At 66.8% G+C, this 24,274-nt stretch carries 19 protein-coding genes; 11 read left to right on the forward strand and 8 right to left on the reverse strand.

Features of this window, described 5'->3' with window-relative positions; genetic code table 11:
* The first annotated feature begins 152 nt into the window (after nt 1-152).
* Complete coding sequence (locus AC1DES_RS12660) at nt 153-3,548, forward strand: pyruvate carboxylase (protein ID WP_476896052.1); 3,396 nt, start codon at nt 153-155, stop codon at nt 3,546-3,548.
* 89 nt (nt 3,549-3,637) lie between these two features.
* Here the strand turns inward: AC1DES_RS12660 and AC1DES_RS12665 are convergent, their stop codons facing one another.
* Complete coding sequence (locus AC1DES_RS12665) at nt 3,638-5,458, reverse strand: AMP-dependent synthetase/ligase (protein WP_476896053.1); 1,821 nt, start codon at nt 5,456-5,458, stop codon at nt 3,638-3,640.
* 210 nt (nt 5,459-5,668) lie between these two features.
* Between AC1DES_RS12665 and AC1DES_RS12670 the strand changes: the two genes are divergently transcribed.
* Entirely contained in the window at nt 5,669-6,760 is a 1,092-nt protein-coding gene (locus tag AC1DES_RS12670; RefSeq protein WP_476896054.1) for an ROK family glucokinase, read from the forward strand.
* Nucleotides 6,761-6,789: 29 nt separating this feature from the next.
* On the opposite strand, the gene AC1DES_RS12675 is transcribed toward AC1DES_RS12670, so the two are convergent.
* Genes AC1DES_RS12675 through AC1DES_RS12685 form a run of 3 tightly spaced genes read right to left on the reverse strand, consistent with a single transcriptional unit; the run spans nt 6,790 to nt 9,003 of the window.
* The gene (locus tag AC1DES_RS12675; RefSeq protein WP_476896055.1) at nt 6,790-7,365 is read right to left on the reverse strand and encodes a hypothetical protein; all 576 of its coding nucleotides are present in this window, start codon (nt 7,363-7,365) and stop codon (nt 6,790-6,792) included.
* The gene (locus AC1DES_RS12680; RefSeq protein WP_476896056.1) at nt 7,358-8,161 is read right to left on the reverse strand and encodes an alpha/beta hydrolase; all 804 of its coding nucleotides are present in this window, start codon (nt 8,159-8,161) and stop codon (nt 7,358-7,360) included. The genes AC1DES_RS12675 and AC1DES_RS12680 overlap by 8 nt, the downstream gene beginning before the upstream one ends.
* The gene (locus tag AC1DES_RS12685; protein ID WP_476896057.1) at nt 8,158-9,003 is read right to left on the reverse strand and encodes an alpha/beta hydrolase; all 846 of its coding nucleotides are present in this window, start codon (nt 9,001-9,003) and stop codon (nt 8,158-8,160) included. The genes AC1DES_RS12680 and AC1DES_RS12685 overlap by 4 nt, the downstream gene beginning before the upstream one ends.
* A 111-nt stretch (nt 9,004-9,114) precedes the next feature.
* Here AC1DES_RS12685 and AC1DES_RS12690 point away from each other — a divergent pair, with 111 nt between their 5' ends.
* Nucleotides 9,115-9,864, forward strand: a complete 750-nt coding sequence (locus tag AC1DES_RS12690) for a lysophospholipid acyltransferase family protein (protein WP_476896058.1) — start codon at nt 9,115-9,117, stop codon at nt 9,862-9,864.
* Nucleotides 9,865-9,974: 110 nt separating this feature from the next.
* Nucleotides 9,975-11,366 (forward strand): class II 3-deoxy-7-phosphoheptulonate synthase, encoded by a 1,392-nt coding sequence (locus AC1DES_RS12695; protein WP_476896059.1) that lies wholly within the window; start codon nt 9,975-9,977, stop codon nt 11,364-11,366.
* An 89-nt stretch (nt 11,367-11,455) separates the two neighbouring features.
* On the opposite strand, the gene AC1DES_RS12700 is transcribed toward AC1DES_RS12695, so the two are convergent.
* On the reverse strand, nt 11,456-13,543 hold the full coding sequence (locus tag AC1DES_RS12700; RefSeq protein ID WP_476896060.1) for a Stk1 family PASTA domain-containing Ser/Thr kinase: 2,088 nt from the start codon (nt 13,541-13,543) through the stop codon (nt 11,456-11,458).
* A gap of 134 nt (nt 13,544-13,677) precedes the next feature.
* On the reverse strand, nt 13,678-15,066 hold the full coding sequence (locus AC1DES_RS12705) for a lytic transglycosylase (protein WP_476896061.1): 1,389 nt from the start codon (nt 15,064-15,066) through the stop codon (nt 13,678-13,680).
* 319 nt (nt 15,067-15,385) lie between these two features.
* Between AC1DES_RS12705 and AC1DES_RS12710 the strand changes: the two genes are divergently transcribed.
* Entirely contained in the window at nt 15,386-15,739 is a 354-nt protein-coding gene (locus AC1DES_RS12710) for an Rv2175c family DNA-binding protein (protein ID WP_476896062.1), read from the forward strand.
* A 90-nt stretch (nt 15,740-15,829) separates the two neighbouring features.
* Here AC1DES_RS12710 and AC1DES_RS12715 read toward each other — a convergent pair whose 3' ends face one another.
* The gene (locus AC1DES_RS12715) at nt 15,830-16,924 is read right to left on the reverse strand and encodes a polyprenyl synthetase family protein (protein ID WP_476896063.1); all 1,095 of its coding nucleotides are present in this window, start codon (nt 16,922-16,924) and stop codon (nt 15,830-15,832) included.
* Nucleotides 16,921-17,457: a hypothetical protein gene (locus AC1DES_RS12720; RefSeq protein ID WP_476896064.1), complete on the reverse strand. Its 537-nt coding sequence runs from the start codon at nt 17,455-17,457 to the stop codon at nt 16,921-16,923. Before AC1DES_RS12720 ends, AC1DES_RS12715 begins: the two co-directional genes overlap by 4 nt.
* A 200-nt stretch (nt 17,458-17,657) precedes the next feature.
* On the opposite strand from AC1DES_RS12720, the gene dinB reads away from it, so the two are divergent.
* The 6 genes from dinB to AC1DES_RS12750 all read left to right on the forward strand — a co-directional run bounded on the left by dinB (nt 17,658) and on the right by AC1DES_RS12750 (nt 24,196).
* Complete coding sequence (gene dinB, locus AC1DES_RS12725) at nt 17,658-18,818, forward strand: DNA polymerase IV (RefSeq protein WP_476896126.1); 1,161 nt, start codon at nt 17,658-17,660, stop codon at nt 18,816-18,818.
* Between the two features lie 299 nt (nt 18,819-19,117).
* Nucleotides 19,118-19,492 (forward strand): DUF3040 domain-containing protein, encoded by a 375-nt coding sequence (locus AC1DES_RS12730; protein WP_476896065.1) that lies wholly within the window; start codon nt 19,118-19,120, stop codon nt 19,490-19,492.
* Nucleotides 19,493-20,015: 523 nt separating this feature from the next.
* On the forward strand, nt 20,016-20,444 hold the full coding sequence (gene mraZ / locus AC1DES_RS12735) for a division/cell wall cluster transcriptional repressor MraZ (protein WP_116767521.1): 429 nt from the start codon (nt 20,016-20,018) through the stop codon (nt 20,442-20,444).
* Nucleotides 20,445-20,643: 199 nt separating this feature from the next.
* Nucleotides 20,644-21,642 carry a 16S rRNA (cytosine(1402)-N(4))-methyltransferase RsmH gene (gene rsmH, locus AC1DES_RS12740; RefSeq protein WP_476896066.1) on the forward strand — a complete coding sequence of 333 codons (999 nt, stop codon included), beginning with the start codon at nt 20,644-20,646 and terminating at the stop codon, nt 21,640-21,642.
* Nucleotides 21,639-22,292, forward strand: coding sequence for a cell division protein FtsL (gene ftsL, locus AC1DES_RS12745; protein WP_476896067.1), 654 nt, complete (start codon nt 21,639-21,641; stop codon nt 22,290-22,292). Before rsmH ends, ftsL begins: the two co-directional genes overlap by 4 nt.
* 101 nt (nt 22,293-22,393) lie before the next feature.
* On the forward strand, nt 22,394-24,196 hold the full coding sequence (locus AC1DES_RS12750; RefSeq protein ID WP_476896068.1) for a peptidoglycan D,D-transpeptidase FtsI family protein: 1,803 nt from the start codon (nt 22,394-22,396) through the stop codon (nt 24,194-24,196).
* The last annotated feature ends 78 nt before the right edge of the window (nt 24,197-24,274 follow it).

Below are 24,274 nucleotides of genomic sequence, written 5' to 3' on the forward strand. Positions count from 1 at the left end.
TAACGGAGCGGGGGCCGGCCCGGCCCCCCTGCCTATTGCCGGATCCGTGACGCATAATGCTGTGATGGTCGCCACAATGATTTGTGTTTGACTACGCCGGTCTTAGACACTGTGACCACTTACCGATACACCCGCGATGATGCAGGAGAAGTATGTTTTCCAAGATTCTGGTGGCTAACCGCGGCGAAATCGCGATCCGGGCCTTCCGTGCCAGCTACGAGCTGGGTGCCAAGACCGTTGCCGTGTTCCCTAACGAGGACCGCAACTCGATCCACCGCCAGAAGGCAGACGAGGCATACCTGATTGGCGAGGAGGGCCATCCCGTCCGGGCTTACCTTGACGTCGACGAGGTCGTGCGCGTGGCGAAGGAATCCGGGGCGGACGCGATTTACCCCGGCTACGGCTTCCTGTCGGAGAACCCGCGGCTGGCACGCGCGGCCCAGGCGGCGGGCATTACGGTCGTCGGACCGCCGGCGGAAGTCCTGGAACTTGCCGGGAACAAGGTCGCTGCCCTTGCCGCTGCCCGCGAGGCCGGCGTCCCCGTGCTCAAGTCCAGCCAGCCGTCGAAGGATCTTGATGAGCTGATCGCCGCGGCTGACGAGATCGGCTTCCCCATCTTTGCCAAGGCCGTTGCCGGCGGCGGCGGCCGCGGCATGCGCCGTGTGGACACCCGGGAAGCCCTGCCGGAAGCCCTGCAGGCGGCCATGCGTGAAGCAGACGCTGCGTTTGGGGACCCCACCATGTTCCTGGAGCAGGCTGTCCTGCGCCCGCGCCACATCGAAGTCCAGATCCTGGCCGATGCCGAGGGCAACGTCATGCACCTCTTCGAGCGCGACTGTTCGATCCAGCGGCGCCACCAGAAGGTCATTGAGATCGCGCCCGCACCGAACCTCGACGAAGGCATCCGGCAGGCGCTCTACCGTGATGCCGTGAAGTTCGCCAAGGCACTGAACTACGTCAACGCCGGCACCGTGGAGTTCCTCGTCGACACCGTGGGGGAGCGGGCCGGCCAGCACGTCTTTATCGAGATGAATCCGCGCATCCAGGTCGAACACACTGTCACTGAAGAAGTCACCGACGTCGACCTCGTCCAGGCGCAACTGCGCATCGCTGCCGGCGAGACCCTCGCGGACCTGGGCCTTTCGCAGGAGAGCGTCCACCTCAAGGGCGCGGCCCTTCAGTGCCGCATCACCACCGAGGACCCGGCCAACGGCTTCCGGCCCGACGTCGGCAAGATCACCGGCTACCGTTCGGCCGGCGGCGCCGGCGTCCGGCTCGACGGCGGCACCGTCTACTCGGGTGCGGAGATCAGCCCGCACTTCGACTCGATGCTGGTGAAACTGACCTGCCGCGGCCGCGACTATCCCACAGCCGTGGCCCGCGCGCGGCGTGCCCTCGCCGAATTCCGTATCCGCGGCGTGTCCACCAACATTTCGTTCCTGCAGGCCGTCCTGGACGACGCCGACTTCGTCGCCGGCAACGTCGCCACCTCGTTCATCGACGAACGCCCCGAGCTGCTGAAGGCCCGGGTCTCCGCGGACCGCGGCACCAAACTGCTCACGTGGCTCGCCGATGTCACGGTCAACAAGCCCAACGGTGAGCTGACAGTCCACTCGGACCCCGCCGCCAAGCTCCCGGTCCTGGACGGCTCCGCCTTCGCGCCGGGCTCACGCCAGCGGCTCCTGGAGCTGGGCCCGGAAGGCTTCGCCAAGGACCTGCGCGGCCAGGCCGCCGTAGCCGTCACGGACACGACCTTCCGTGACGCCCACCAGTCGCTGCTCGCGACCCGTGTCCGGACCCGGGACCTCGTGGCGGCCGGCCCGGCCGTTTCGAAGCTTCTGCCCGAACTGCTCTCGGTGGAGGCCTGGGGCGGCGCCACCTACGACGTCGCCCTGCGTTTCCTGGGCGAAGACCCCTGGGACCGGCTCGCGGCGCTGCGCAAGGCGCTGCCGAACATCTGCCTGCAGATGCTCCTGCGCGGCCGCAACACTGTGGGCTACACGCCCTACCCGGAAGAGGTCACAGTAGCGTTCGTCAACGAGGCCGCTGCCACCGGAATCGACATCTTCCGCATCTTCGACGCCCTGAACGACGTCAACCAGATGGCCCCGGCCATCCGCGCCGTGCGGGAAACGGGCACCGCCGTCGCCGAGGTCGCCCTGTGCTACACCGCGGACATGATGGATCCCGACGAAAAGCTGTACACCCTGGAGTACTACCTCGGGCTGGCACAGAAGATCGTCGACGCCGGTGCGCACATCCTTGCGATCAAGGACATGGCCGGGCTCCTGCGCCCTGCCGCGGCCGCGCGCCTGGTGACGGCCCTGCGGGAGAAGTTCGACCTCCCCGTCCACCTGCACACGCACGACACTGCGGGCGGACAGCTGGCCACCCTCCTCGCGGCGGTCGACGCCGGCGTGGACGCCGTCGACGTCGCCTCCGCCTCGCTGGCCGGCACGACGAGCCAGCCCTCCGCCTCGGCGCTCGTGGCGGCGCTGGCCCACACACCCCGCGACACGGGGCTGGACCTGGCCAACGTCTGCGCCCTGGAGCCGTACTGGGAGGCCGTCCGCCGCATGTACGCGCCGTTCGAGTCCGGGCTGCCGGGTCCCACCGGCCGCGTCTACCAGCACGAGATTCCGGGCGGCCAGCTCTCGAACCTGCGGCAGCAGGCGATCGCGCTGGGACTCGGCGAACGATTCGAAGCCATCGAGGACATGTACACCGCGGCGGACCGCATCCTCGGCCGGCTCGTGAAGGTAACGCCGTCGTCCAAGGTGGTGGGTGACCTTGCCCTGCACCTCGTCGGCCTCAACGCCGACCCCGCGGACTTCAACGAGAACCCGCAGAAATACGACGTCCCCGATTCCGTGATCGGCTTCCTCTCCGGAGAGCTGGGCGATCCTCCCGGCGGCTGGCCCGAGCCGTTCCGGACCAAGGCCCTGCAGGGCCGCACCGTCAAGGTCCGCGACGTCGAGCTCAGCCCCGAGGACAGCGCAGCGCTCAAGGCGGACTCCAAGACCCGCCAGCACACCCTTAACCGCCTGCTCTTCGCCGGTCCCACGAAGGACTACCTGAAGAGCGTGGAGTCGTACGGCAACCTCTCGGTGCTCGATACCCGGGACTACCTCTTCGGCCTGCAGCGCGGCGCGGAGCACGAGATCGAGCTGGAGAAGGGCGTGCGCCTGATTGCGTCGCTCGAAGCGGTCTCGGAGCCCGATGAGAAGGGCATGCGCACCGTGATGTGCACGCTCAACGGACAGTCCCGGCCCGTGGTGGTCCGTGACCGTTCCGTCGTGAGCAACGTCAAGGCCGCCGAACGGGCCGATACCTCCCAGCCCGGCCAGGTCGCAGCGCCGTTCGCCGGTGCCGTCACCCTGACGGTCAAGTCAGGGGAAACCGTCAAGGCCGGCGACACTGTCGCCACGATCGAGGCCATGAAGATGGAGGCCTCCATCACGACGCCGGTAGCCGGCACGGTGTCGCGCCTCGCCGTCGGCGCGGTCGAGCAGGTCCAGGGCGGTGACTTGCTGCTCGTCGTCGAATAGCAGCTACAACGCGGGGTCACATACAGCCCATCAGAGGGCCTCCGATGGGCTGTATGTGACCCCGCGTTGCCTTAGTGGGGCGCTGGCGCTCAGGCGTGGGTGGGACGCTTCGCGGCGTACATCTCCTCGATCACGTCCTCGAAGTCCTTCAGCACCTGGGCCCGCTTGACCTTCATGGACGGCGTCAGATGGCCGGATGCCTCGGTGAAGTCTGCCGGCACGATCCGGAAGGACTTGATCGCCTCGGCCTGTGACACCGACTGGTTGGCACGGTTGATCAGTTCCTGGACAGCGGCCTTGACCGCCGGGTTCCCGGCCGCCTGGGCGAGCGAGGTCGAGGCGGGCAGCCCGTGGCGGCCCAGCCAGCCCGGGAGCGCGTCCTCGTCGAGCGTGACGAGGGCGCCGATGAACGGTCGGTTGTCTCCCACCACCAGCACCTGGGAGACCAGGGCATCGGCCCGAATCTGGTCTTCGAGCAGGGCAGGGACCACGTTCTTGCCGCCGGCCGTCACAATGATCTCCTTCTTGCGGCCCGTGATGGTCAGGAAACCCTGCTCATCGAGCCGGCCGATGTCCCCGGTGCGCAGCCAGCCGTCGTCGAAGGCTTCGGCCGACAGGTCATCGCGCTTGTAGTAGCCGCGCATGACGCACACGCCCTTGGCGAGGATCTCGCCATCGTCGGCGATCCTGACAGCGTTTCCGGGCAACGGCGAGCCTACGGTGCCGATCTTGATCAGCTGCGGCGTGTTCACCGTGATGGGCGCCGTGGTTTCCGTGAGACCGTAGCCCTCCAGGATCTGCATGCCGATGCCCTGGAAGAAGTGTCCGAGCCGTTCGCCGAGCGGTCCGCCGCCCGAGACAGCGTGCGAGACCTGGCCGCCCATGGCGGCCCGGAGCTTGCCGTAGACGAGCTTGTCGAACACCAAGTGCTTGAGCTGCAGGCCCAGTCCCACCTTGCCGGCCTGTCGTGCGCGTGAGTAGGCGATCGCTGTGTCGGCCGCGCGGTGGAAGATGGCGCCCTTGCCGCCGTCCTCGGCCTTGGTGAGCGCCGAGTTGTAGACCTTTTCGAACACCCGCGGCACCGCGAGGATGAAGGTGGGCCGGTAGCTCTGCAGGTCCGGCAGCAGGTTCTTGATATCCGGGGTATGCGCGACCGTGACACCTGCAGCGACTGCCAGCACCGAGATGAAGCGTGCGAAGACGTGGGCAAGCGGCAGGAACATGATCGTCCGGGCCTCTTCGTGGACGATGCTGGCCAGCGACGTCGCCAGTGCATTCTCGGAGAGTTCGACGAAGTTGCCGTGGGTGAGCTCGCAGCCCTTGGGCCGGCCCGTGGTGCCGGACGTATAGATGATCGTCGCGATGTCCGCGAGGCGGGCCCCGCTGCGCCGCGCCTCCAGCTCCTCGTCGGTGATGCCGGTGCCTGCCGCGCGGACCTCGTCGAGGCCGGTGCCGGCCAGCTGCCAGACGTTCTTGAGGGCCGTCAGCCCCTCGGACGCCGCTGCCTGGCGGATGATGTCTTCGTGGTGGGCTGACTCGCCGAACGCGGCCACGGCGCCCGAATCGCCAAGGTTCCAGGCGACCTGAGAGGGGGACGACGTTTCGTAGATGGGGACGGAGACGGCGCCGGCGAACCAGATGGCGAAGTCAACGAGGGCCCATTCGTACCGCGTGCGGGACATGATGCCGACCCGGTCGCCTGCTGCAACGCCGCTGGCCATGAGGCCCTTCGCGAGCAGCGACACATCGGCGAGGAAATCGGTGGCCCGGACGTCCTGCCACTGGCCTGCCGCGTCGAGCCGGGAGAACAGTGCGGGGTCCGAGGCCTTGGCCGCCTGGCGCAGCACCAGATCGGTGACATTCGATTCCGGGGCGACGAACGCCAGGGGCGGGACACTGATTTCTCGCACGATAGCTCCTTTGATATCCATAGACCCGCAGGGGGTACAGCTAAGAGTAGTATGCGGTCCGCGCCGGGCGTGATCTGCATTACCTACTGGCGAGTAACTTTACGGTCACGCCCGCTGTTCCGCCACTTATGGGCCGTTCGGCCGCCAACACGGGCGTGCGACGGCGGGCCCTGGGCGGGCGGCTGCGCGCGCCGAATAGAATAGGGAACCATGCACACACCAACGCCCGGCCAGCAGCCCGTCCCGCACCGGAGGACTGCCGCCTGGCGGCGCAGGGCACTGGCGGATGCCGGTACCGTGGCGGCGGACGAGGGCTTGCGTTCGCACCTGCGGCTGGGCCGCAAGGGCCTGGCCATCGGCGTCGACATCGGGGGAACGAAAGTCGCCGCCGGCGTCGTCGATGCGGAGGGGCGCATCCTCAGCCAGGCGAAACGGTCCACGCCGGGCAATGACCCGCGCGCCGTGGAACAGGTCATTGTCGAACTGGTCGAAGAGCTCGGCCGGGGACACCGGATCTGGTCGGTCGGGATCGGCGCCGCCGGGTGGATGGACCTCGACGGCGGAACCGTCCTGTTCAGCCCTCACTTGGCCTGGCGCAACGAACCGTTGCGGGAGAACCTGCAGCGCCTTCTGCGCAGGCCTGTGCTGCTGACGAACGATGCGGATGCCGCAGCATGGGCGGAGTGGCGCTTCGGCGCGGGGCGGGGCGAGAACCGGCTGGTCTGCATCACCCTGGGCACCGGAATCGGCGGCGCCATGGTTATGGACGGCAGGGTCGAACGCGGCCGCTTCGGTGTGGCCGGGGAATTCGGCCACCAGATCATCATGCCTGGCGGCCACCGCTGCGAGTGCGGAAACCGTGGCTGCTGGGAGCAGTACGCCTCAGGCAACGCGCTCGGGCGCGAGGCCCGGGAACTGGCAGCCGCCAACTCACCGGTCGCCCAGGAACTGCTGAAAGCGGTGGACGGGCACGTTGAGCGCATCACAGGCGTGATCGTCACCGAACTTGCCAAGGCCGGCGATCCGACGTCCCGCGAACTCATTGAAGACGTCGGGGAGTGGCTCGGCCTGGGACTGGCCAACCTTGCCGCCGCCCTGGACCCGGGCAAGTTCGTAATCGGCGGCGGACTCTGCGACGCCGGCGAACTCCTCGCAGCCCCGGCCCGGAAGGCCTTCGCGCGGAACCTGACCGGGCGCGGTTTCCGCCCCGCTGCAACGATCGAACTCGCGGCGCTCGGCCCCAACGCCGGGCTGATCGGCGCTGCCGACCTTTCCCGGGTCAGCAGCCGCATGCACAGCTAGGTCCCGGCATTCCGGGCAGGCACGGTGTCCTAGACGCGGGCTCCGTCGTCGTTTTCGTCCTTCTCACTCGGCAGCTTCATGATCAGGAAGACCACCGAGGCCGCGAAGACTGCGACCATGCCCAGGATGGCCAGCAGCGGCGCCGAGCGCCAGAACATCGCTGACAGCAGGAGCGCAATCGGGCCGCCGACGGCCCCCAGCCACGCAAGCACGCTCATCGGATCGGCGCCGGCAAGGCTGGGCGGCTCCTCAGGCACAAAACCGCCGCCGTCGTCGTCGGGCTCATAGTCGCGGGGGCCGGGGGGCGTTTCCGCACCCGCTTCGAGACTGCCGGCCGGCGGAATGTCCTGGCCAGGGGTGAGCCGTTCCTTTGCAGAGAGCTCGACCGGCGCCGGGACGGAGAGCCCCAGGGGATCGAAGTCCCGGAAAGTCCGGGGGGCTGCAGACGGGTCTGCCGGCCCGGCCGGGCTGTCCGTGCCGTTTCCCCCGGGCCGGGGGTCGTCCTGCCGGGCCGGGGTTGCTTCCAGCCTGGCAACAAGGTCCAGCCAGACGGCGTCGTCCTGGTTGGCGCCGGGGTCCGGGGAGTTGGGATCCGGTCTAGTCATGTGCCGTGTCCTTCGAGCTCGAGTGGGCGGCACCCGGGTTTCCGGCAGCCACGACGGAGCGCATGAATTCGGCCGTGCCGCTGAAGATCCCAGGAGCGTCGTTGTCCATGGTAGCCACGTGGTAGCTGTTTTGAAGCCGGATCACCTCCAGCGGGGCGTGTACCAGCCCGCGGCGCAGCGCAGCCATGCTCGCGCCTGACACCACGTGGTCCACGTCGGAGCGGTATACCCGCACTGGCGCCGTAATGCGGGGCAGCAGCCGCACGGTGTCCTTGAACATCTTGTTCAGCTCATAGGCAGCGGCAACCGGAGTCCGGGGATACGCGCCCTCGTCCATGCCTGCCTTGAGGATGTCATTGGCGATCGCCGGGGTGCTCTTCAGGACGAACTTGAGGACCCCTGCGAGCGGAGCCCGGGGGTCGTCAATGACCAGCCCCGGGTTGACAACGACGGCCCCCGCGACAGGACGGGTGGCGGCAATCCGCAGCGCCAACGCCCCGCCCATGGACAGGCCCGCGACGAAGACGAAGTCGCATTCGGCAGCGAGTTCCGCATAGGCGGCGTCCAGGGCGGTGTGCCAGTCCTGCCACCGTGTCCTGGCCAGCTCCTGCCAACTGGTCCCGTGCCCCGGCAACAGGGGCATGCGCACGGCGAATCCCGCCGCGGCCAGCGACTGTGCCCAGTCCCGCACACCGTGCGGGCTCCCCGTGAATCCATGGGAGACCACGATGCCCGTCCGGGGGCCGCTTCCGGTGAACGGGCTGCTGAACGGCGAGTGGTCCGGGAGGATGCTCATGGTGTCTCCGAGTGGGCTGAGTCTGCGGGTGCTGCGTCTGAAGCCGCTGTGCCTGAAACTGCCGCGGACGATGTTCGGGAGGATGCGTGCTGCAGGAAGAAGCGGACTGACTGGTCAAAGATTAGCGGCGCATCGACGTCGAGCGTCGCGACGTGGCCGCTGCCTGGCAGACGGACCACCTCCAGGTCGCGGGATCCCAGGCGTTTGGTGAGAAGTGCCAGGGACGACGGCGGGACGACAGCGTCATGGTCCGATGCGAAGACCAGCGCAGGGGCGTCGACGGCGGGGAGGTCCCGGAGCGTCGCGGCGAACAACCGGCGCAATTGGTGGACGGCGGCGAGCGGCGTCAGGGAGTAGTCGCCGTCGTCAGTAGGCGACGCCGTGGTGTTCTCCTCCTGGATCGGCACGGTGGTCCGCTGGAAATGCTTCAGGAGCCCAATGAACCTGACCCTGCGGTCATAGAAGCTCAGGCCGGGGTTTACCACCGCCACGCCGGTGACACGGTGTCGCGCAGCGGTACGCAGTGCGATGGTCCCGCCCATGGACAGGCCGGCGACGTAGCAGTCCCGGGTTCCGGCTGCGAGCTCCAAGTACGCCGTTTCGAAGGACGAGTACCAGTCCTGCCATCCATGGCGGGCGAGGTCCCGCCAGTGCGTACCGTGCCCGGGCAACAGCGGAACGGAAACCGCGAAGCCGCGGCCGGCGAGGTACCTGGCCCAGGGAAGGATGCTCAGCGGGCTGCCGGTGAAGCCGTGGCAGATGGCCACGCCGATGCCTGCGTTGGCTCCGTGGCCGGGGTAGCTGAAAGCCGCAGGAGCCGCCGGATTGCTGCTTTCACTCATGCGCCCATCGTGTCACCCTTCGGGACAAAACTCACTAGAGTAGGGTGTCATTGAAGTCCGCGCCGGGCCCGACGAAGGGCCGGCCAGACGCCTGCCGGAGAGGGACACCACGTGTTTTATTGGTTCATGAAGACCTTTGTTCTTGGGCCGGTGCTGAAGACTCTGTTCCGGCCGTGGGTCAAAGGCCTGGACAACGTCCCCGCCGAAGGCGCGGCAATTCTGGCCTCCAACCATTTGTCCTTCTCCGATTCCATCTTCATGCCCCTCATGGTTCCCCGGCCCGTGGTGTTCCTGGCTAAATCCGAATACTTCACCGGCAAGGGGATCAAAGGCAGGCTGACGGCAACTTTCTTCCGGCTCACCAACCAGCTGCCGATGGACCGGTCCGGGGGAGCAGCCTCGGCGCTGTCCCTGGATGCCGGCATGGGCGTCCTGAAGGACGGTTCCCTTCTGGGAATCTACCCGGAGGGCACGCGCAGTCCCGATGCCCGGCTCTACCGGGGGAAAGTGGGCGTGGCCAAGCTCGCCCTGCAGGCGCGCGTTCCGGTGATCCCGGTCGCCATGATCGGAACGGACAAGGTCCAGCCGATCGGGAAGCGGATGCCCAACATCCGGCGCATCGGGATGATCTTCGGCGAACCGCTGGACTTCAGCCGCTATTACGGCATGGAGGACGACCGGCTCATCCAGCGATCTGTCACCGACGAGATCATGTATGCGCTCATGCGGCTGTCCGGGCAGGAATACGTCGACGAGTACGCCGCCGTCGTCAAACTTCGGCTCGCTGGAAAGGCCAGGGAACAGGAGCAGGGGCCGCCGCCGGTGACCGAAGACGGTCCCGCCGCCCCCGGGAGCTCGTGACGGCAGGCTGGTGACGGCAGGCTGGTGACGCACGGCGCGTGTGACGGCGACGGAACTGTCAATGACGCGGCCGGACCGCCGATGGCTGCCGGGCCAACTATCCTTAGAGGGTGACCGAGCTATCTGAGAAATCCGTTTCCCCGCTGACCAGTACCGCCCAGAGCGGTGCCGCCAACTATCCAGGACTGGACAACTGGCGGGAACTCCCGGCCTCGCAGCAGCCCACGTGGTCGGACCAGGCGGTCTTCGAAGCATCCGTGAAGGAACTTTCCGTCCTTCCGCCCCTCGTGTTCGCCGGTGAGGTGGACATCCTTCGCGAGCGGCTTGCGGCGGCTGCGCAGGGCAAGGCGTTCCTGCTCCAGGGCGGTGACTGCGCCGAGACGTTCGAGGCCGCCACCGCGGACAAGATCAGCGCCCGCGTCCGGACCATCCTCCAGATGGCTGTTGTCCTGACCTACGGCGCAGCCATGCCGGTCATCAAGATGGGACGCATGGCGGGCCAGTTCGCCAAGCCGCGTTCCTCTAACGACGAAACCCGCGAGGGCGTCACGCTGCCGGCCTACCGCGGCGACATCGTCAACGGCTACGACTTCACCCCCGAATCCCGCGCGCATGACGCCGGCAGGATGCTGAAGGCCTATCACACCTCGGCCTCGACGCTGAACCTGATCCGGGCATTTACCCAGGGCGGTTTCGCGGACCTGCGCCTCGTGCATCAGTGGAACAAGGGCTTCACGGAAAACCCCGCCCACGCCCGCTACGAGTCGCTGGCGCGCGACATCGACCGTGCCATCAAGTTCATGGCCTCCTGCGGGGCCGACTTCGAGGCGCTCAAACGCGTGGAGTTCTACGCCAGCCACGAGGCCCTGCTCCTGGACTACGAACGCGCCCTGACCCGAATCGATTCGCGCACCGGCTTGCCGTATGACACCTCCGCGCACTTCTTGTGGATCGGGGAGCGCACCCGCGAACTGGACCACGCGCACGTTGACTTCCTTTCCCGCGTCCGCAACCCCATCGGCGTCAAGCTCGGGCCGTCCACGACCGGCGATGACGCGCTGCGCCTGATCGACAAGCTGGATCCGGACCGCGAGCCGGGCCGCCTGACCTTCATCACCCGGATGGGTGCCACGAACATCCGCGAGAAGCTGCCGCCCATCGTCGAGCGGGTCACTGCCTCCGGGGCGAAGGTCCTCTGGGTCACCGACCCCATGCACGGCAACACGGTCACATCGCCGAACGGCTACAAGACCCGCAACTTCGATGACGTCATTGATGAGGTGCGCGGCTTCTTCGAGGTCCACCATGCGCTCGGGACCGTTCCTGGCGGCCTGCACGTGGAGATGACCGGCGACGACGTCGCCGAGTGCCTGGGCGGGGCCGATCCCATCGATCAGGAAGCCTTCCTGGACCGCTATGAATCGGTTTGCGATCCGCGACTGAACCACATGCAGTCGCTGGAGATGGCGTTCCTCGTGGCGGGTGCGCTCTCCAAACGCTGAGATTCTGTCCAAAGAAGGATCCGCCCGGCTGGTTCAGCCGGGCGGATCCTTTTTGGGGTGCGCCTGCCGTAAACGGGTGCCGGCTCCGGTCAGACCACGGTGAGCGTGACGACGGAGCCCTCGGGCACCTTCGTGTTCACCGGCTCCTGGTCACGGACGGTGCCAAAGAAGCCGCCCAGGATTTTGTCGATCTTGACCTTGAAGCCGAGATCCTCGAGCGCTTGCTGGGCTACCGAGGCCTGCTTGCCGATGAAGCTCGGGACGTCCACGAGCTTCGGGCCTTTGGAGACCGTCAGGGTGACGGTCCCGCCCTTTGTCAGGTTGCCCGACGACGGGTCCTGCGCAACGACGGATCCCTTGGGGACCTTCCGGTCATTGACGGTCTCGGGAGAGATCATGGCCTTCAGCCCGGCAGCTTCCAGGGACTTGACTGCGGCGTCCTGCTCCTGGCCCCGCACGTCCGGGACCGGGATGGGTTGGGGACCCTTTGACACCGTCAGGTTCACGGGCGTGCCGTGCTTCACCGGATTGCCGCTGCGTGGAGCCTGCGCCAGGACGGTCCCGGCGGCAGCCGACTCGTCGTATGTCTCGGTAACCGGCCCCAGCGCCATCCCTGCGGCGTTCAGGGCCGTCTTGGCCTGGTCCAGGGTCTTGCCGCCCAGATCCGGCAGCGGAAACAGCTCGGGACCCTTGGAGACGGCGAGGGACACCGGCTGGAACTTCCGGATGACCTGGCCGGCAACGGGTTCGGAAGCGACGACGAGTCCCGGCGAGACGTTGTCGTCGAAGACGTCTTTGACGGTGGACTGGAAGCCGGCAGTCCGGAGCAGTTGCTGCGCCTCCGCCACAGTCCTGTTGGCCAGCTGGGGGATGGTTCCGGGCGAACCGGGTCCCATGCCGAAGAACCAGCCGGCACCGGCAGCCAGGAGTGCCACAATGACCAGCACGAGGACCCACAGCAGCCCCCGGCGTCGTCCGTTGCCCTCACGAAGCGTCCTGAGGGGCGTGGCAGCCGCACGCTGGCGGGCCTTCTCCTCGTCGCGGTCCTGCTTGCGCTGTGCCCTCTTGCTGGCCGGGAGGCCCGGATCGCCGTCCTCCTCCGGAACGTCGCGGAACGGCTGCTCCCCGGGGGCGGACAACGGGCCGTAGGCGGGGCGCGGCTGCGGAGCGGACATGATCGTGGTGGGGTTGCCGCTGCGGGAAATCACTTCGGTCGGTTGCGGGAGGCCAAGGAGCATCTCGGTAGGGGCCTGTGCCGGGGGCCGGCCCGGCGGGGCGGCCACGGCCGGCAGAGGGCTTCGGACGGCAGCGGGGGGCTGGAGGTCGAGCTCGGCGTCGCTCAGGTTGGTCCGGATATGCCGTAGCTCCGACAGCAGCGCGTCTCCGTCGACGGGCCGCTTGTCGGGGTCGTTGGCGGTACACCACTGCACCAGCTCGTCCACCTCGGCGGCCAGCCCCGGCACGGCCACCGACGGGGCAGCCACGGCCGAGTTTACGTGCTGGTAGGCGACCTGGATGGGCACTTCGCCGTCAAACGGCTGCCGTCCCGTGATCATCTCATAGAGCATGATGCCGACGGAGTAGATGTCGCTGCGGGCATCGGCCTGCCTGCCCAGCACCAGTTCCGGGGAGAGATAGGCGACGGTTCCGATCAGGGCTCCCGTGCTGGTGGAGGTCGAGATTGCCCGCGCCAGGCCGAAGTCGCCGAGCTTGATCCGGCCGTCGTCGGCAATGAGCACGTTCTCCGGCTTGATGTCCCGGTGGATGAGGCCTGCCGCGTGCGCGGCCCCAAGCCCTTCGACGACGGGATCGATCAGCGCGAGAGCGAGGCGGGGGGAGAGCGCGCCCTTGTCATCGATGACGTCCCGCAGCGTGTGGCCCTTGATGTACTCCATCACCAGATAGGCGATCCGGCCGTCCTCGCCCTGGTCCAGCACGCCCACGACGTGCGGGTGGGAAAGCCTCGCCGCGGCCTTGGCCTCGCGCCCCAGCCGATCCAGGAATTGCGGGTCGTCCGCCATGTGCGGGTGCATCACCTTCAGCGCCACGTCGCGCTCCAGGCGCTTGTCCGTGGCGAGGTAGACGGTGGACATCCCGCCGCGGGCCAGCCTGGACTGAATCAGGTAGCGGTTGTCGACGAGGGTTCCAACGAGAGGGTCCGACGCATATTCCTGCACTTTACAATCCTAGTCGTTGCACGGAAACGGGCCCGGATCGACATGCGATCCGGGCCCGTAGGGCAAATCGGTAGGGCAAAACTGAAGCGGATTCAGCGGCTGCGCCCGCGCACACCCCCGCCTGAGTCGTGGACCTAGCTGAACTGCTTCTGGTTGGCCTTGATGGCCGCCACGTAGTCCTTGGTGTCGTCGTACATGCCGTGGACGCTGACCGAGTACTGCCCCTGGTAGTACCCCGCGATGGCGTGGTCCAGGTCGGGGCTGGCGCGGACCAGCTGGCGGATGATGGCGACGCCGGCCGTGGCGTTGTCATACGGGTCAAGGAGGTTCAGCTTGCGGCCCACGAGGTCCGAGGCCCACTGGCCCGAAGACGGAATGACCTGCATGGTGCCGATCGCGTTGGCCGGCGAAACGGCGCGCTGGTTGAAGCCGGACTCCTGGAGGGCGAACGCCAGCGCGAGGGACGGATCCACGCCCATGCGGCGTGCCGTGTCCGTAACGATCGACTTCATCTGTTCGCGGCTCGGCACAGGTGCGGCGTTGAGCAGCGCCTTGTTCTGGTTCGCCGAGTCGACCACGGCGGCCGGGTAGCTGAAACCGAGGAACGTGCTCGGCACCAGCGGCGTTACTGTGGCCGCAGGCTGGCTCGAAGCCGGTGCGATGGACGCACCCGGGATCACGAGCTTCTGCCCGGGGTAGATGATGCTGCTCATCGTCAGCCGGTTGGCGGAAAGCACGTCGGAGAGTTTGACGCCGTTCCGGGCGGAAATCCCCGAGAGGGTGTCACCGGACTTGATGGTGTAGGAACCGGAGCTGGCCGGTGCGGCGGGAGCAGGAGCTGCGGGTGCAGGTGCGGGCGCAGCGGGAGCGGAGGGGGCCGGAGCGGCCGCACCTCCACCGAGCTTGATCTTCTGGCCGGGGTAGATGATCGAGCGGGCGTTGAGTCCATTCCAGCCGAACACATCTGAGAGTTTGACGCCGTTGCGCGACGCGATGGCGCTGAGCGTGTCGCCCGACTTCACGGTGTAGTCGCTGCCGCCGGCGGAAGGCGCAGCAGCGGGAGCCGACGGCTGGGATGCCGGTGCCGGGGCAGCAGCTGAGCCGGTGAGTTTGATCTTCTGCCCGGGGTAAATGATGGTGCTGGCCTGCAGGTTGTTCAGCTTCAGCACCTCGTAGACGTCCAGGCCGTAGTGCCCGGCGATGGCGCTGATGGTGTCGCCCCGGGCGATCGTGTATTCGGCCGGTGCCGGTGCCTGGGCAGGCATGAAGGTCATGGGGATTGCCGCGGATACGGCCCCGGCAGGGATGACTGCCGGTTGCAACGACATTGCCGTGGCTGCCTGCGCTTGCGCGCGCATGGCGGCCGCCAGGGTTGCCGGGATGGCGCGCGGGCGGGCTTCTGCCGCAGCCGGCTGGGCCAGCGCCATGGAGGACAGCATGACAGCCGGGAGGGCCGCGGTTGTCGCGGCAATCATCGGCAGGCTAGGCCTCGGGTGGGGCTTTGGCGAACGTGACGTCGTCATGGGAAAGATCCTCTTCTCAGCGGCAACGCTGCATGTCAGGCCGTGTTACTGGTGGTACCAGTGTGACAAAAGTTATTAGTGTTACAAATGTGATCTATGTGAATCTCTCATGAATTGGGAATTAGCACAAGAACTGTTTGACGATCGGCAAACACACCCTCACGGAGTGTCGGCTCCGGTGTGGGCCCGTGTGCCGACCCTGGTGTTGGCCAGCGCCCGGGCCCGGCCCGGCCGCGGTGCGGGGAGACTGCGGCAGAAGTGACGGTCCAAGCCTGGCGCCGACTAGGCGCCGGGGCATCAGCCGTGGCAATCTTTATCCGTGAGTAATGTAGAAAGCCTTGTGGGCGAATGGCTGCCCCTGCCCGATGTCGCACAGCTTCTGAACGTTTCAATTACCAAGGTCCACGCGCTTCTGGACGAACGCGCGCTGGCTGCTGTGAGAATTGGTGACCGGCGCATTCGGTCCGTACCGGCAGCTTTCATCCAGGACGGCCACGCCGTGGAGAGCCTGAAGGGGACTGTCGTGGTCCTTTCGGACGCCGGTTACTCGGACGAAGAACTGATCACCTGGCTGTTCACGCCCGATGAGTCCCTGCGCGGGCGCCCGATCGATGCCCTCCGCGAGGGGCGCAAAACGGAGATCCGCCGCCGGGCGCAGTCCCTGGCCTGGTAGTACTTCTGAGGAAATGACCGAAGGCCGTGCGCTGTTGCGCACGGCCTTCGACTCTTTAAGCCCTGTCCAGGAGGTCTGGCAGCGAACGTCTCAGGCGGCCCGGCTCACTGACGCCTCGGCCAGTTTCCGGAGCGCCGTCTTGGGCAGCTCCTCCAGCGGCAGGAGGTCCAAAGCGGCGAAGGCGGCACGCCCGAACTCTTCGATCAGGACTTCCGTGGCCTGCAGCGCCCCGCAGTCAACAATGATGCGGCGGATCTCCGCCACATCGGCGTCGCTGAGCTCGGGGCTGCCCAGCTTGGCGTCGATGAATTCGGATTCGGCAAGCGAGGCCTGGTCCAGGGCGAAGGCCACCAGGACCGTCCGCTTGCCTTCGCGCAGGTCGTCCCCGGCGGGCTTGCCGGTAGTGACGGGGTCGCCGAAGACGCCGAGAACGTCGTCGCGCAGCTGGAACGCCTCGCCCAGGGGCAGGGCGAAGGCGGAGTAGCCCCGCAGCAGCTCGTCGCCCGCACCGGCCAGGGCGCCCCCCAGCGCCAGGGGGTGCTCGGTGGAGTACTTTGCCGATTTGAACCGGATGATGGACTGGGCCCGGCCGACCGCACCGGCGCGGTCCCGCCGCGGTCCGGCAACCTCTTCCAGGATGTCCAGGTACTGCCCGGCCATGACTTCGGCGCGCATAAGGTTGAAGATGAGCCTCGCCTGGCTTCCGGAAGCGGCCCTGTCACCGATTTCCGTGAAGGATTCCTCGCTAAAGGACAGGCAGAGATCGCCGGTCAGGATTGCGGCGGCGTGGCCGAACCGCTCCGGATCAAGCGCCCATCCCTGGGTCTCGTGCAGTTCGCTGAAGCGGCGGTGGACGCTCGGGCCGCCCCTGCGGGTGTCGGAGCGGTCGATGATGTCGTCATGGATGAGGGCAGCGGCCTGGAACAGCTCCAGGGCCGAGCCGGCGGTGACCACCTCGCGGGCGCCGGCTTCCCCGCCTGCACCGCGCCATCCCCAGTAGCACATGAGGGCACGGAGGCGTTTGCCGCCCGTGACCAGGTTCGAGATCGATCCCATGAGCGGATCGATGTCCTGGGAGATCGACGACATGACCGCCTGGCGGCTGGTCAGGAAATCGGTGAGCTTGCCGGCGACCGCAGCGACGTAAGCCGTCTGCTCGAGGCGCAACTGTTCGGCGAGCGTCACTTGACGGACTCGGCAGCGACATTCGCGCCGATGGTGAAAGTGGACACGCCGGCGGTCTCCACGACGGAAATGTTCACGGTCTCGTTGTCACCGCGAAGGTAGTCCTTGGATGGCACTGTGCCCACGGTTTCCCCGGGCACGGCCTTGAAGCCCTGCGCCTCAAGCTCCTTGGTGTAATAGGCCAGGACGTCGGCGGCCGGCGACGCGATGCTTCCGACGATCGCTGCCGTTGCGGGCACGGTGGTCTTGTCAAAGCTGCTGGAGACAACCTTGGCGCCCGGCATCAGCGGCAGGAGTTTCTCGGGGAATCCGGGAACCAAGGCGCCTACGGTGGCAGAGGTGCCGGGCGCCGCGGAGGGGCTCGGCGGTGCCGTCGTGGAGGACTGCGCGGTTGCGGATTCACCTGCGGACGACGGCGACGGCGTCTGCGTGCCAGTCCCGGTGCTGGCCGGCGTGCATGCGGCCAAAGCCAGTACCGTGCCGGCTGCCATCAGGGCAACCGCGGCACGTGGGTGCTCTCCAAAAACCTTCACAGGGACTTTCCTCCTGGTATCGACGCCGGATTCAGCCTCCAGTTTAGTCAGTCCCTGGGCATAGGATTGAAGTCGTGGGGCCGGACGTAGATAAACAGCAGACAGGGCAGCCTTTGAACCAGCCCGATAACCGGCCCGGCACGCGGCCGGACAGGCGGCTCAGTGAGGCAGAGCTCCGTGAGCTGCGGCGCAGCAGCATCATGCACGTGGACATGGACGCTTTCTTCGTCTCGGTGGAGCTGCGCAGCCGCCCGCAGTTAAAGGGAAAGCCCGTGATTGTCGGCTACCCGGCGGACCGTTCCGTGGTGCTATCCGCCTCCTACGAAGCCAGGGCCTTCGGCGTCAAGTCGGCGATGCCCATGGTGGTTGCCGCCCGCATGTGCCCCCCTGCAGTAATCATCGAGCCCCGCCACAAGCTGTACTACGAAGTGTCCGGCCAGATCATGGCCATTTTCGGTTCCATCACCGAACTCGTCGAGCCGCTCAGCGTCGATGAGGCCTTCCTCGACGTCGGGGGAGCGATCCGCCGGCTGGGCCCCCCGCGCGAGATCGGCGAGCTGATCCGCACACGGGTCCAGCGGGAACTGGGCATCACGGCATCGGTGGGGATTGCGGCGAGCAAATTCGTCGCCAAGATCGCCTCAACCCGCTGCAAGCCCGACGGCCTGCTGCTCATCGGCCCGGACGAGACGGTCCCGTACCTGCACAGCCTTCCCGTCAGCGCCCTTTGGGGGGTCGGCGCCAAGACCGTGGAAGTGCTGGCCCGGATGGGCATCCGGACGGTCGCGGATGTCGCGGCGTCGCCCCTGCCCTCGCTCCGCAAAGTGCTCGGTGCGTCCGGGGAGCACGTCTACCGGCTCGCGTCGGGGATCGACCCCCGGCCCGTGACGCCCGTCCGGCTGGAGAAGAGCATCGGTGCCGAGGAGACCTTTGCTGTCGACACCGCCGACGACGCACTGCTGCGCCGGGAGCTCCTGCGCCTCTCGCACCGGACGGCCGAGCGCCTCCGCAGCGCGGGCATGCACGCCCGAACGGTCGCCCTCAAGCTCCGCTATGCGGATTTTTCGACCATCACGCGCAGCCGCACCGTGGGCACCCCGATTGACAGCGCCCAATTGCTGTACGCCGTCGCTGTGCAGCTCCTGGAATCGGTTGGCGACCGCCCCATGACCGTGCGGCTGGTGGGCATTCGGGCAGAACAGCTGGAAGAGGCGGCCCAGGCCGCCCTCCAGCTCAGCCTGGACCGCCGGGACGACAACTGGCGCGCAGCGGAGCAGGCGCTGGATGAAGTCACCCGGAAATTCGGTACTAAGTCGGTCCTCCCTGCGCGGCTCCTGGATCCCGGCCGCAACACGGGCTGACCCGGAAGAGGCCGTTCCTGCCGTGAAGTGCCGGGGGAGGGCGGCCGGGCAGCAAGAGCGTCTTTCAGAACAGGGCGCAACAAACTATCCTTATTTATACGTAGGTTTAGAACGACCGGATCGAACGTTCGGGCTACGACCTGACCAGCTGAACAACCCCCTGGGCCGTGGAAACCCCCATGGTGGAACCCCTATTCGGCCAATGACGGCGAATGGGAACCACTTGAGATTCCCGGGCGTTATGGGATTAGGCACTGGCCGCGTCAAGTCTGGGCGTTGGCCGACTTAAGGAGGTCGTGATGCCGCTCTCGGAGCACGAACAGAAGTTGCTGGAGCAACTTGAGAAGCAGCTGCATGAGGACGATCCCAAGTTCGCCAGCTCAATGGGCTCGGATCCGGGACGTTCATGGTCCACCCGCCATCTTGTTATCGGCGTCCTCGCAACACTGGCGGGCGTCCTGCTCCTGCTGGTCGGCGTGTCGATGCAGAACATCCTGGTCGGAGTCCTGGGCTTTGTGGTCATGGGTGCCGGCGTGTACTTCGCCACGATGCGCAGTTCGGCAGTCGGCAAGGCGAAAGCCTCCGGTGCCGGCCGGAAGCCGGGAAAGCCCCGGAGCTCGTTCATGAGCAACCTCGAGCAGCGCTGGGACGAAAGGCACCGCGGGGAATCCTGACCGTTTACCGCGGGAGCTCCTCCACTTCCCACCACCCCGACCTCCACTTCCCACCACCCCGACCTCCACTTCCCACCACCCCGACCTCCACTTCCCACCACCCGTCCTCCGCGGACGACGGCAGAAGACCCGCTTCGGCGGGTCTTTTGCCGTTTAACGCCACGATCCCGCGGCTGGCGGCGGGAGCACCAGGGGCCACGCCCCGCGCGCCGGTAACCGGGACGCCGGGAACGCCGGGGCGCCACGCCCCGCGCGCCGGTGACCGGGACGCCGGGAACGCCGGGGCGCCACGCCCCGTGCGCCGGTGACCGGGACGCCGGCGGCCCGCAATCCCTCCACTGCTCGCCACCTTCCCCGTCTCCGCGCCACTGCAGGGTTGAGCCCGGGAAAACTCCCCCGGATTTACGCAAATAAATCGCGCGTGTCGTTGACTGTGGAGGGATGTGGAGTAATGTGGAGGCGGTAAGAGGGTAGTGGCAGCACGGGGGACGTTGGACTTCCAAGACCAGACAGGCGGTGGGCCGTGTTTCTCGGCACACATTCGCCGCGTCTGGACGAAAAAGGTCGAATTATCCTCCCGGCGAAGTTCCGTGAGGAACTCGCCGGCGGGCTGGTTCTCACAAGGGGCCAGGAGCGTTGCATCTACGTCTTCAGTGAGGCGGAGTTCGGCCGGGTTCACGAGCAGATGCGGGAGGCTCCAATCTCCTCCAAGCAGGCGCGTGACTACATCCGGGTATTCCTCTCTGGAGCCTCGGACGAGGTACCTGACAAGCAGGGGCGCGTGACGATTCCGCCGGCGCTCCGGGAATACGCAGGCCTTGGCCGGGAACTGGCGGTTATCGGCGCCGGATCCCGTGCAGAGATCTGGGACGCCCAAGCCTGGAGCGAGTACCTGGCCGAAAAGGAAACTGCCTTCTCGGAGACCGACGACGCCATCCCGGGGATTCTCTGAAGACCCGAAAGACCCACCCGCAAGAGACGTTCCTTGATCGAGATCTCCAGCCGCCCATCCGGCTGTTGTCCTGGCTCACTTCCCCGGAGCCAGGCCGACGCCGGATAGGCGCGGATGGGGATCTGGATCAAGGAGCAGCCACGGCAAAGAGCAAAAGTATGACGGCCAGCAAGACTCCGGACCACGAAAGGACGAAGGTATGACGGATCCCGACCAGGCGAAACCTACGTCCGAACGCCATGTACCGGTCCTCAAGGACCGGTGCATCAATTTGTTGGCACCAGGTTTCGACGCGGCCCGGAGCCGCGGCGAGACACCCGTGGTCATTGATGCCACCCTGGGCATGGGCGGCCACTCCAAAGCCCTTCTTCAGCGCTTTCCCGATCTTCACCTGATCGGGATCGACCGCGACGAGGAAGCGTTGGCCCTGGCAGGGGAGCGGCTCAAACCTTTCGCGGACCGGATCGACCTAGTGCACGCCGTCTACGACGAAATTCCGGAGGTCCTCGCTGACCTGGGCTTCACTGAAGTCCACGGCGTCCTGATGGACCTCGGCGTCTCCTCCCTCCAGCTCGACGAGCGGGAACGCGGCTTCGCCTACTCCTTCGACGCGCCCCTGGACATGCGGATGGACACGAGCCGCGGCCAGACGGCCGCCGACGTCGTCAACAACTACAGCGAAGAAGACCTCGTCCGCATCATCCGTAAATGGGGCGAAGAAAAGTTCGCCGGCCGAATCGCGAACAGGATTGTCGCCGCACGCGCCGGGAAGCCCTTCACCACCACCGGGGAACTGGTCGAACAGATCCGTGCCGTGGTTCCTGCCGGGGCCGCCAAGGCCGGGGGACACCCCGCGAAGCGCACGTTCCAGGCGCTCCGGATCGAGGTCAACGAGGAACTGGATGTCCTGGAACGCGCCGTCCCCGCAGCCATCGAGGCCCTTGCCCTCGGAGGCCGGGTCGTCGTCATGTCCTACCACTCGCTGGAAGACAAGATCGTCAAGGGCTTCTTCCAGCGCGGATCGAAGTCAGCCGCCCCGCTCGGCTTCCCGGTGGAGCTCGAAGAGCACAAAGCGGAATTGAAGACCTTGACGAAAGGCACCGAGGTGCCCACACCCGCTGAAATCGCTGAGAACCCACGCGCAGCCTCCGCCAGGCTCCGCGCCGTAGAACGCATCAAGGCCAGGAGAGCCGCATGAGCACTGCCGCTGTCAACCGCTATCCCGTTGCCACAGGCGCCACTGCCCGTGCCCTGCCGGGAATCAACCCCGGCACGGGCCCGGCGCGGAAGTCACGCACTCCGCTGTCGGTGGTCCGCTCTGCTCCCCGCAAGCGCCGAGCCCCGTTCGTTGTGCTTTGCTTCGGGCTCCTGGCGGTTGCGCTCCTGGCCGTGCTGGTCCTGAACATCTCCGTGTCCTCGGCCCAGTACCAGCTGGTGCAGCTCCGGAGCGAGCAGACCACCCTGACGAAGCAAAACCAGGACCTCACCCAGCAGGTGCAGAACTTTGACGCACCGCAGAACCTTGCCGCCAAGGCCACGGAACTGGGCATGGTGGCTTCCGTTGCCAAGGGCCAGATCGACCTCTCCACCCTGAGCGTCACGGGCAAGGCCAAACCTGCCGTCAAGGGGGACGCCCCGGGAGCCGTTATCGCAGCGCCGGCCGTCGCAGGGCAGCTCACTGTTGTCCCGCCGGCAACGGCCAAGGAGCCGCTCGAGAACCGCAAGCCGGTTGACAGCGCCCCAACCCCTGCTGCAACTCCGGCCGCGCCTGCAGCGCCACCGGTGCCCGTGGTCGAACTCCACGGCGGCTCCGTTCCGGCACCGGCCCAGAAGGTTCCGGGACAGTAACCGTCGAACTCCACGGCGGCTCCGTTCCGGCACCGGCCCAGAAGGTTCCGGGACAGTAACAGACCACTGACGACCAGCACGGCAAGCAGCAAGGAATCATCGTGGCGCAAAACACCGGCAAGGCACGCAAGGCGAAAGCGCCGAGCGCGACGCGACGGCTGCGCGTGGGATTGGGCCTCATGCTGACGCTCCTGCTCGTCGTCGGCGGCAAGCTGTTCCTGGTCCAGGGACTGGACGTCGGCGGGATGGCCGAGGCCGCGCTCAAGAACCGCCTCACCCCGATCGAACTGCCGGCCGAACGCGGCAGCATCCTGGACTCCTCCGGCACCGTCCTCGCCAGCAGCGTCATCCGGTACAACGTCGTGGTCGACCAGACGGTCAACACCAAGACCGACTCCTTTCACCGCCTGGAACCAGTCGACGGCAAGGACCAGCTCGTCAAGGTCACCCGCGACCAAGGCATCTCCGACCTGGCGTCAGTGCTCGGCATGGATACGAACGCCGTGCGGGCCGCCCTGACCGGAAACCAGCGCTATTACATCGTCGCGAAGGACGTGATGCCGGACGTCGAGGACCGCATCTCGAAGCTGCAGATTCCCGGTCTCGTCACAGAAGGCACCAGCAAGCGGGTCTACCCGAACGGCTCCGTGGCCGGCGGGATTGTCGGTTTCCTGAAGGACGGCACCACCGGCCAGGCCGGACTCGAACAGACCCAGGATGACATCCTCAAGGGCACCCCCGGCAAGCGCCTCTTCGAAATCGGCGCCGACGGGCTCCGCATCCCGGTGGGCGTGGACCAGCTGACGCCCGCCGTCAACGGCAAGGACATCAAGCTCACGCTCAACTCGGACCTGCAGTACTTCGCCCAGCAGGCAATCCAGAGCCAGAAGGACAAGCTCAGCGCCGAATGGGGCGTGATAGTGATCTCCGATGTCAAAACCGGAAACATCATTGCGATGGCGGACACCGATGCGCCCGACCCCAATGACCCGGGCAAGGTCGCAGCCAAGGACCGCGGCGTCCGCGCCGTCACGGCCGCCTATGAGCCGGGTTCGGTGGAGAAGATGATCACCGCCGCGGCCGCGATCGAAGAAGGCACCGCCCACCCGCTGGACCACTTCACCGTTCCGCCGACTTACACCGTCGACGGCCAGACCTTCAGCGATGCCTTTGTGCACGGCACGGAAGAGCGGACCCTTGCTGGCATCGTGGGCTATTCCATGAACACCGGCACCGTGATGGTGGGCCAGCGGATCAGCAAGGAAAAGCGCCACGACTGGCTGCAGAAGTTCGGCATCGGCGAAGCGCCGGACATCGGGCTGCCCGCTGAGTCCACGGGCATCCTCACCCCGGCCGATCAATGGGACGGGCGGCAGCAGTACACCGTCCTCTTCGGCCAGGGCGTGGCCCAGTCGACGCTCCAGACCGTCCGTGCCTACCAAAGCATCGCCAACGGCGGCGTCATGCTCCAGCCGAGGCTCATTGACAGCTACATCAACCCGGACGGGACAGAGGAGAAGGTCCCGGCCAAGGCGCCCCGGCAGATTGTCACCAAAGACACCGCCCAGCAGGTCCGCGACATCCTGGAGAGCGCCGTGACCGAGGGCGAAATCAAGGACGCCGCGATTGACGGCTACCGGGTCGGGGCAAAGACCGGAACGTCGGAATCACCCTGTGACGACGGCAAGTCCGGCTTCTGCGGCTACACCGCTTCCATGGTGGGAATGGCGCCGATGGACGATCCGCGGTTTATTGTTGAAGTGGTCCTGCAACGGCCCAAGGGCAGCATCTACGGAATCACCAACGGACCGGTGTTCCGTTCGGTGATGAGCCAGACGCTGCGCACGTTCAACGTCCAGCCTTCCACCGGCACCCCCGTACATCTGCCGCAGTACGTCAAGTAGCACCAGTTCCACACAGCACCCGGCGTCACGAACCAGTGCCAAACCACAGTGCCTGCGGGCCGGAGCACGCCTCCGTGC

It is taken from the genome of Arthrobacter sp. 05T442 (genome assembly GCF_056395945.1).

Coding starts and splice junctions, on each gene's coding strand:
- AC1DES_RS12660 (WP_476896052.1), top strand. CDS start 153: ATGTTTTCCAAGATTCTGGTGGCTAACCGCGGCGAAATCGCGATCCGG.
- AC1DES_RS12670 (WP_476896054.1), top strand. CDS start 5,669: ATGCACACACCAACGCCCGGCCAGCAGCCCGTCCCGCACCGGAGGACT.
- AC1DES_RS12675 (WP_476896055.1), bottom strand. CDS start 7,365: ATGACTAGACCGGATCCCAACTCCCCGGACCCCGGCGCCAACCAGGAC.
- AC1DES_RS12680 (WP_476896056.1), bottom strand. CDS start 8,161: ATGAGCATCCTCCCGGACCACTCGCCGTTCAGCAGCCCGTTCACCGGA.
- AC1DES_RS12685 (WP_476896057.1), bottom strand. CDS start 9,003: ATGAGTGAAAGCAGCAATCCGGCGGCTCCTGCGGCTTTCAGCTACCCC.
- AC1DES_RS12705 (WP_476896061.1), bottom strand. CDS start 15,066: ATGACGACGTCACGTTCGCCAAAGCCCCACCCGAGGCCTAGCCTGCCG.
- dinB (WP_476896126.1), top strand. CDS start 17,658: ATGCACGTGGACATGGACGCTTTCTTCGTCTCGGTGGAGCTGCGCAGC.
- AC1DES_RS12730 (WP_476896065.1), top strand. CDS start 19,118: ATGCCGCTCTCGGAGCACGAACAGAAGTTGCTGGAGCAACTTGAGAAG.
- rsmH (WP_476896066.1), top strand. CDS start 20,644: ATGACGGATCCCGACCAGGCGAAACCTACGTCCGAACGCCATGTACCG.
- ftsL (WP_476896067.1), top strand. CDS start 21,639: ATGAGCACTGCCGCTGTCAACCGCTATCCCGTTGCCACAGGCGCCACT.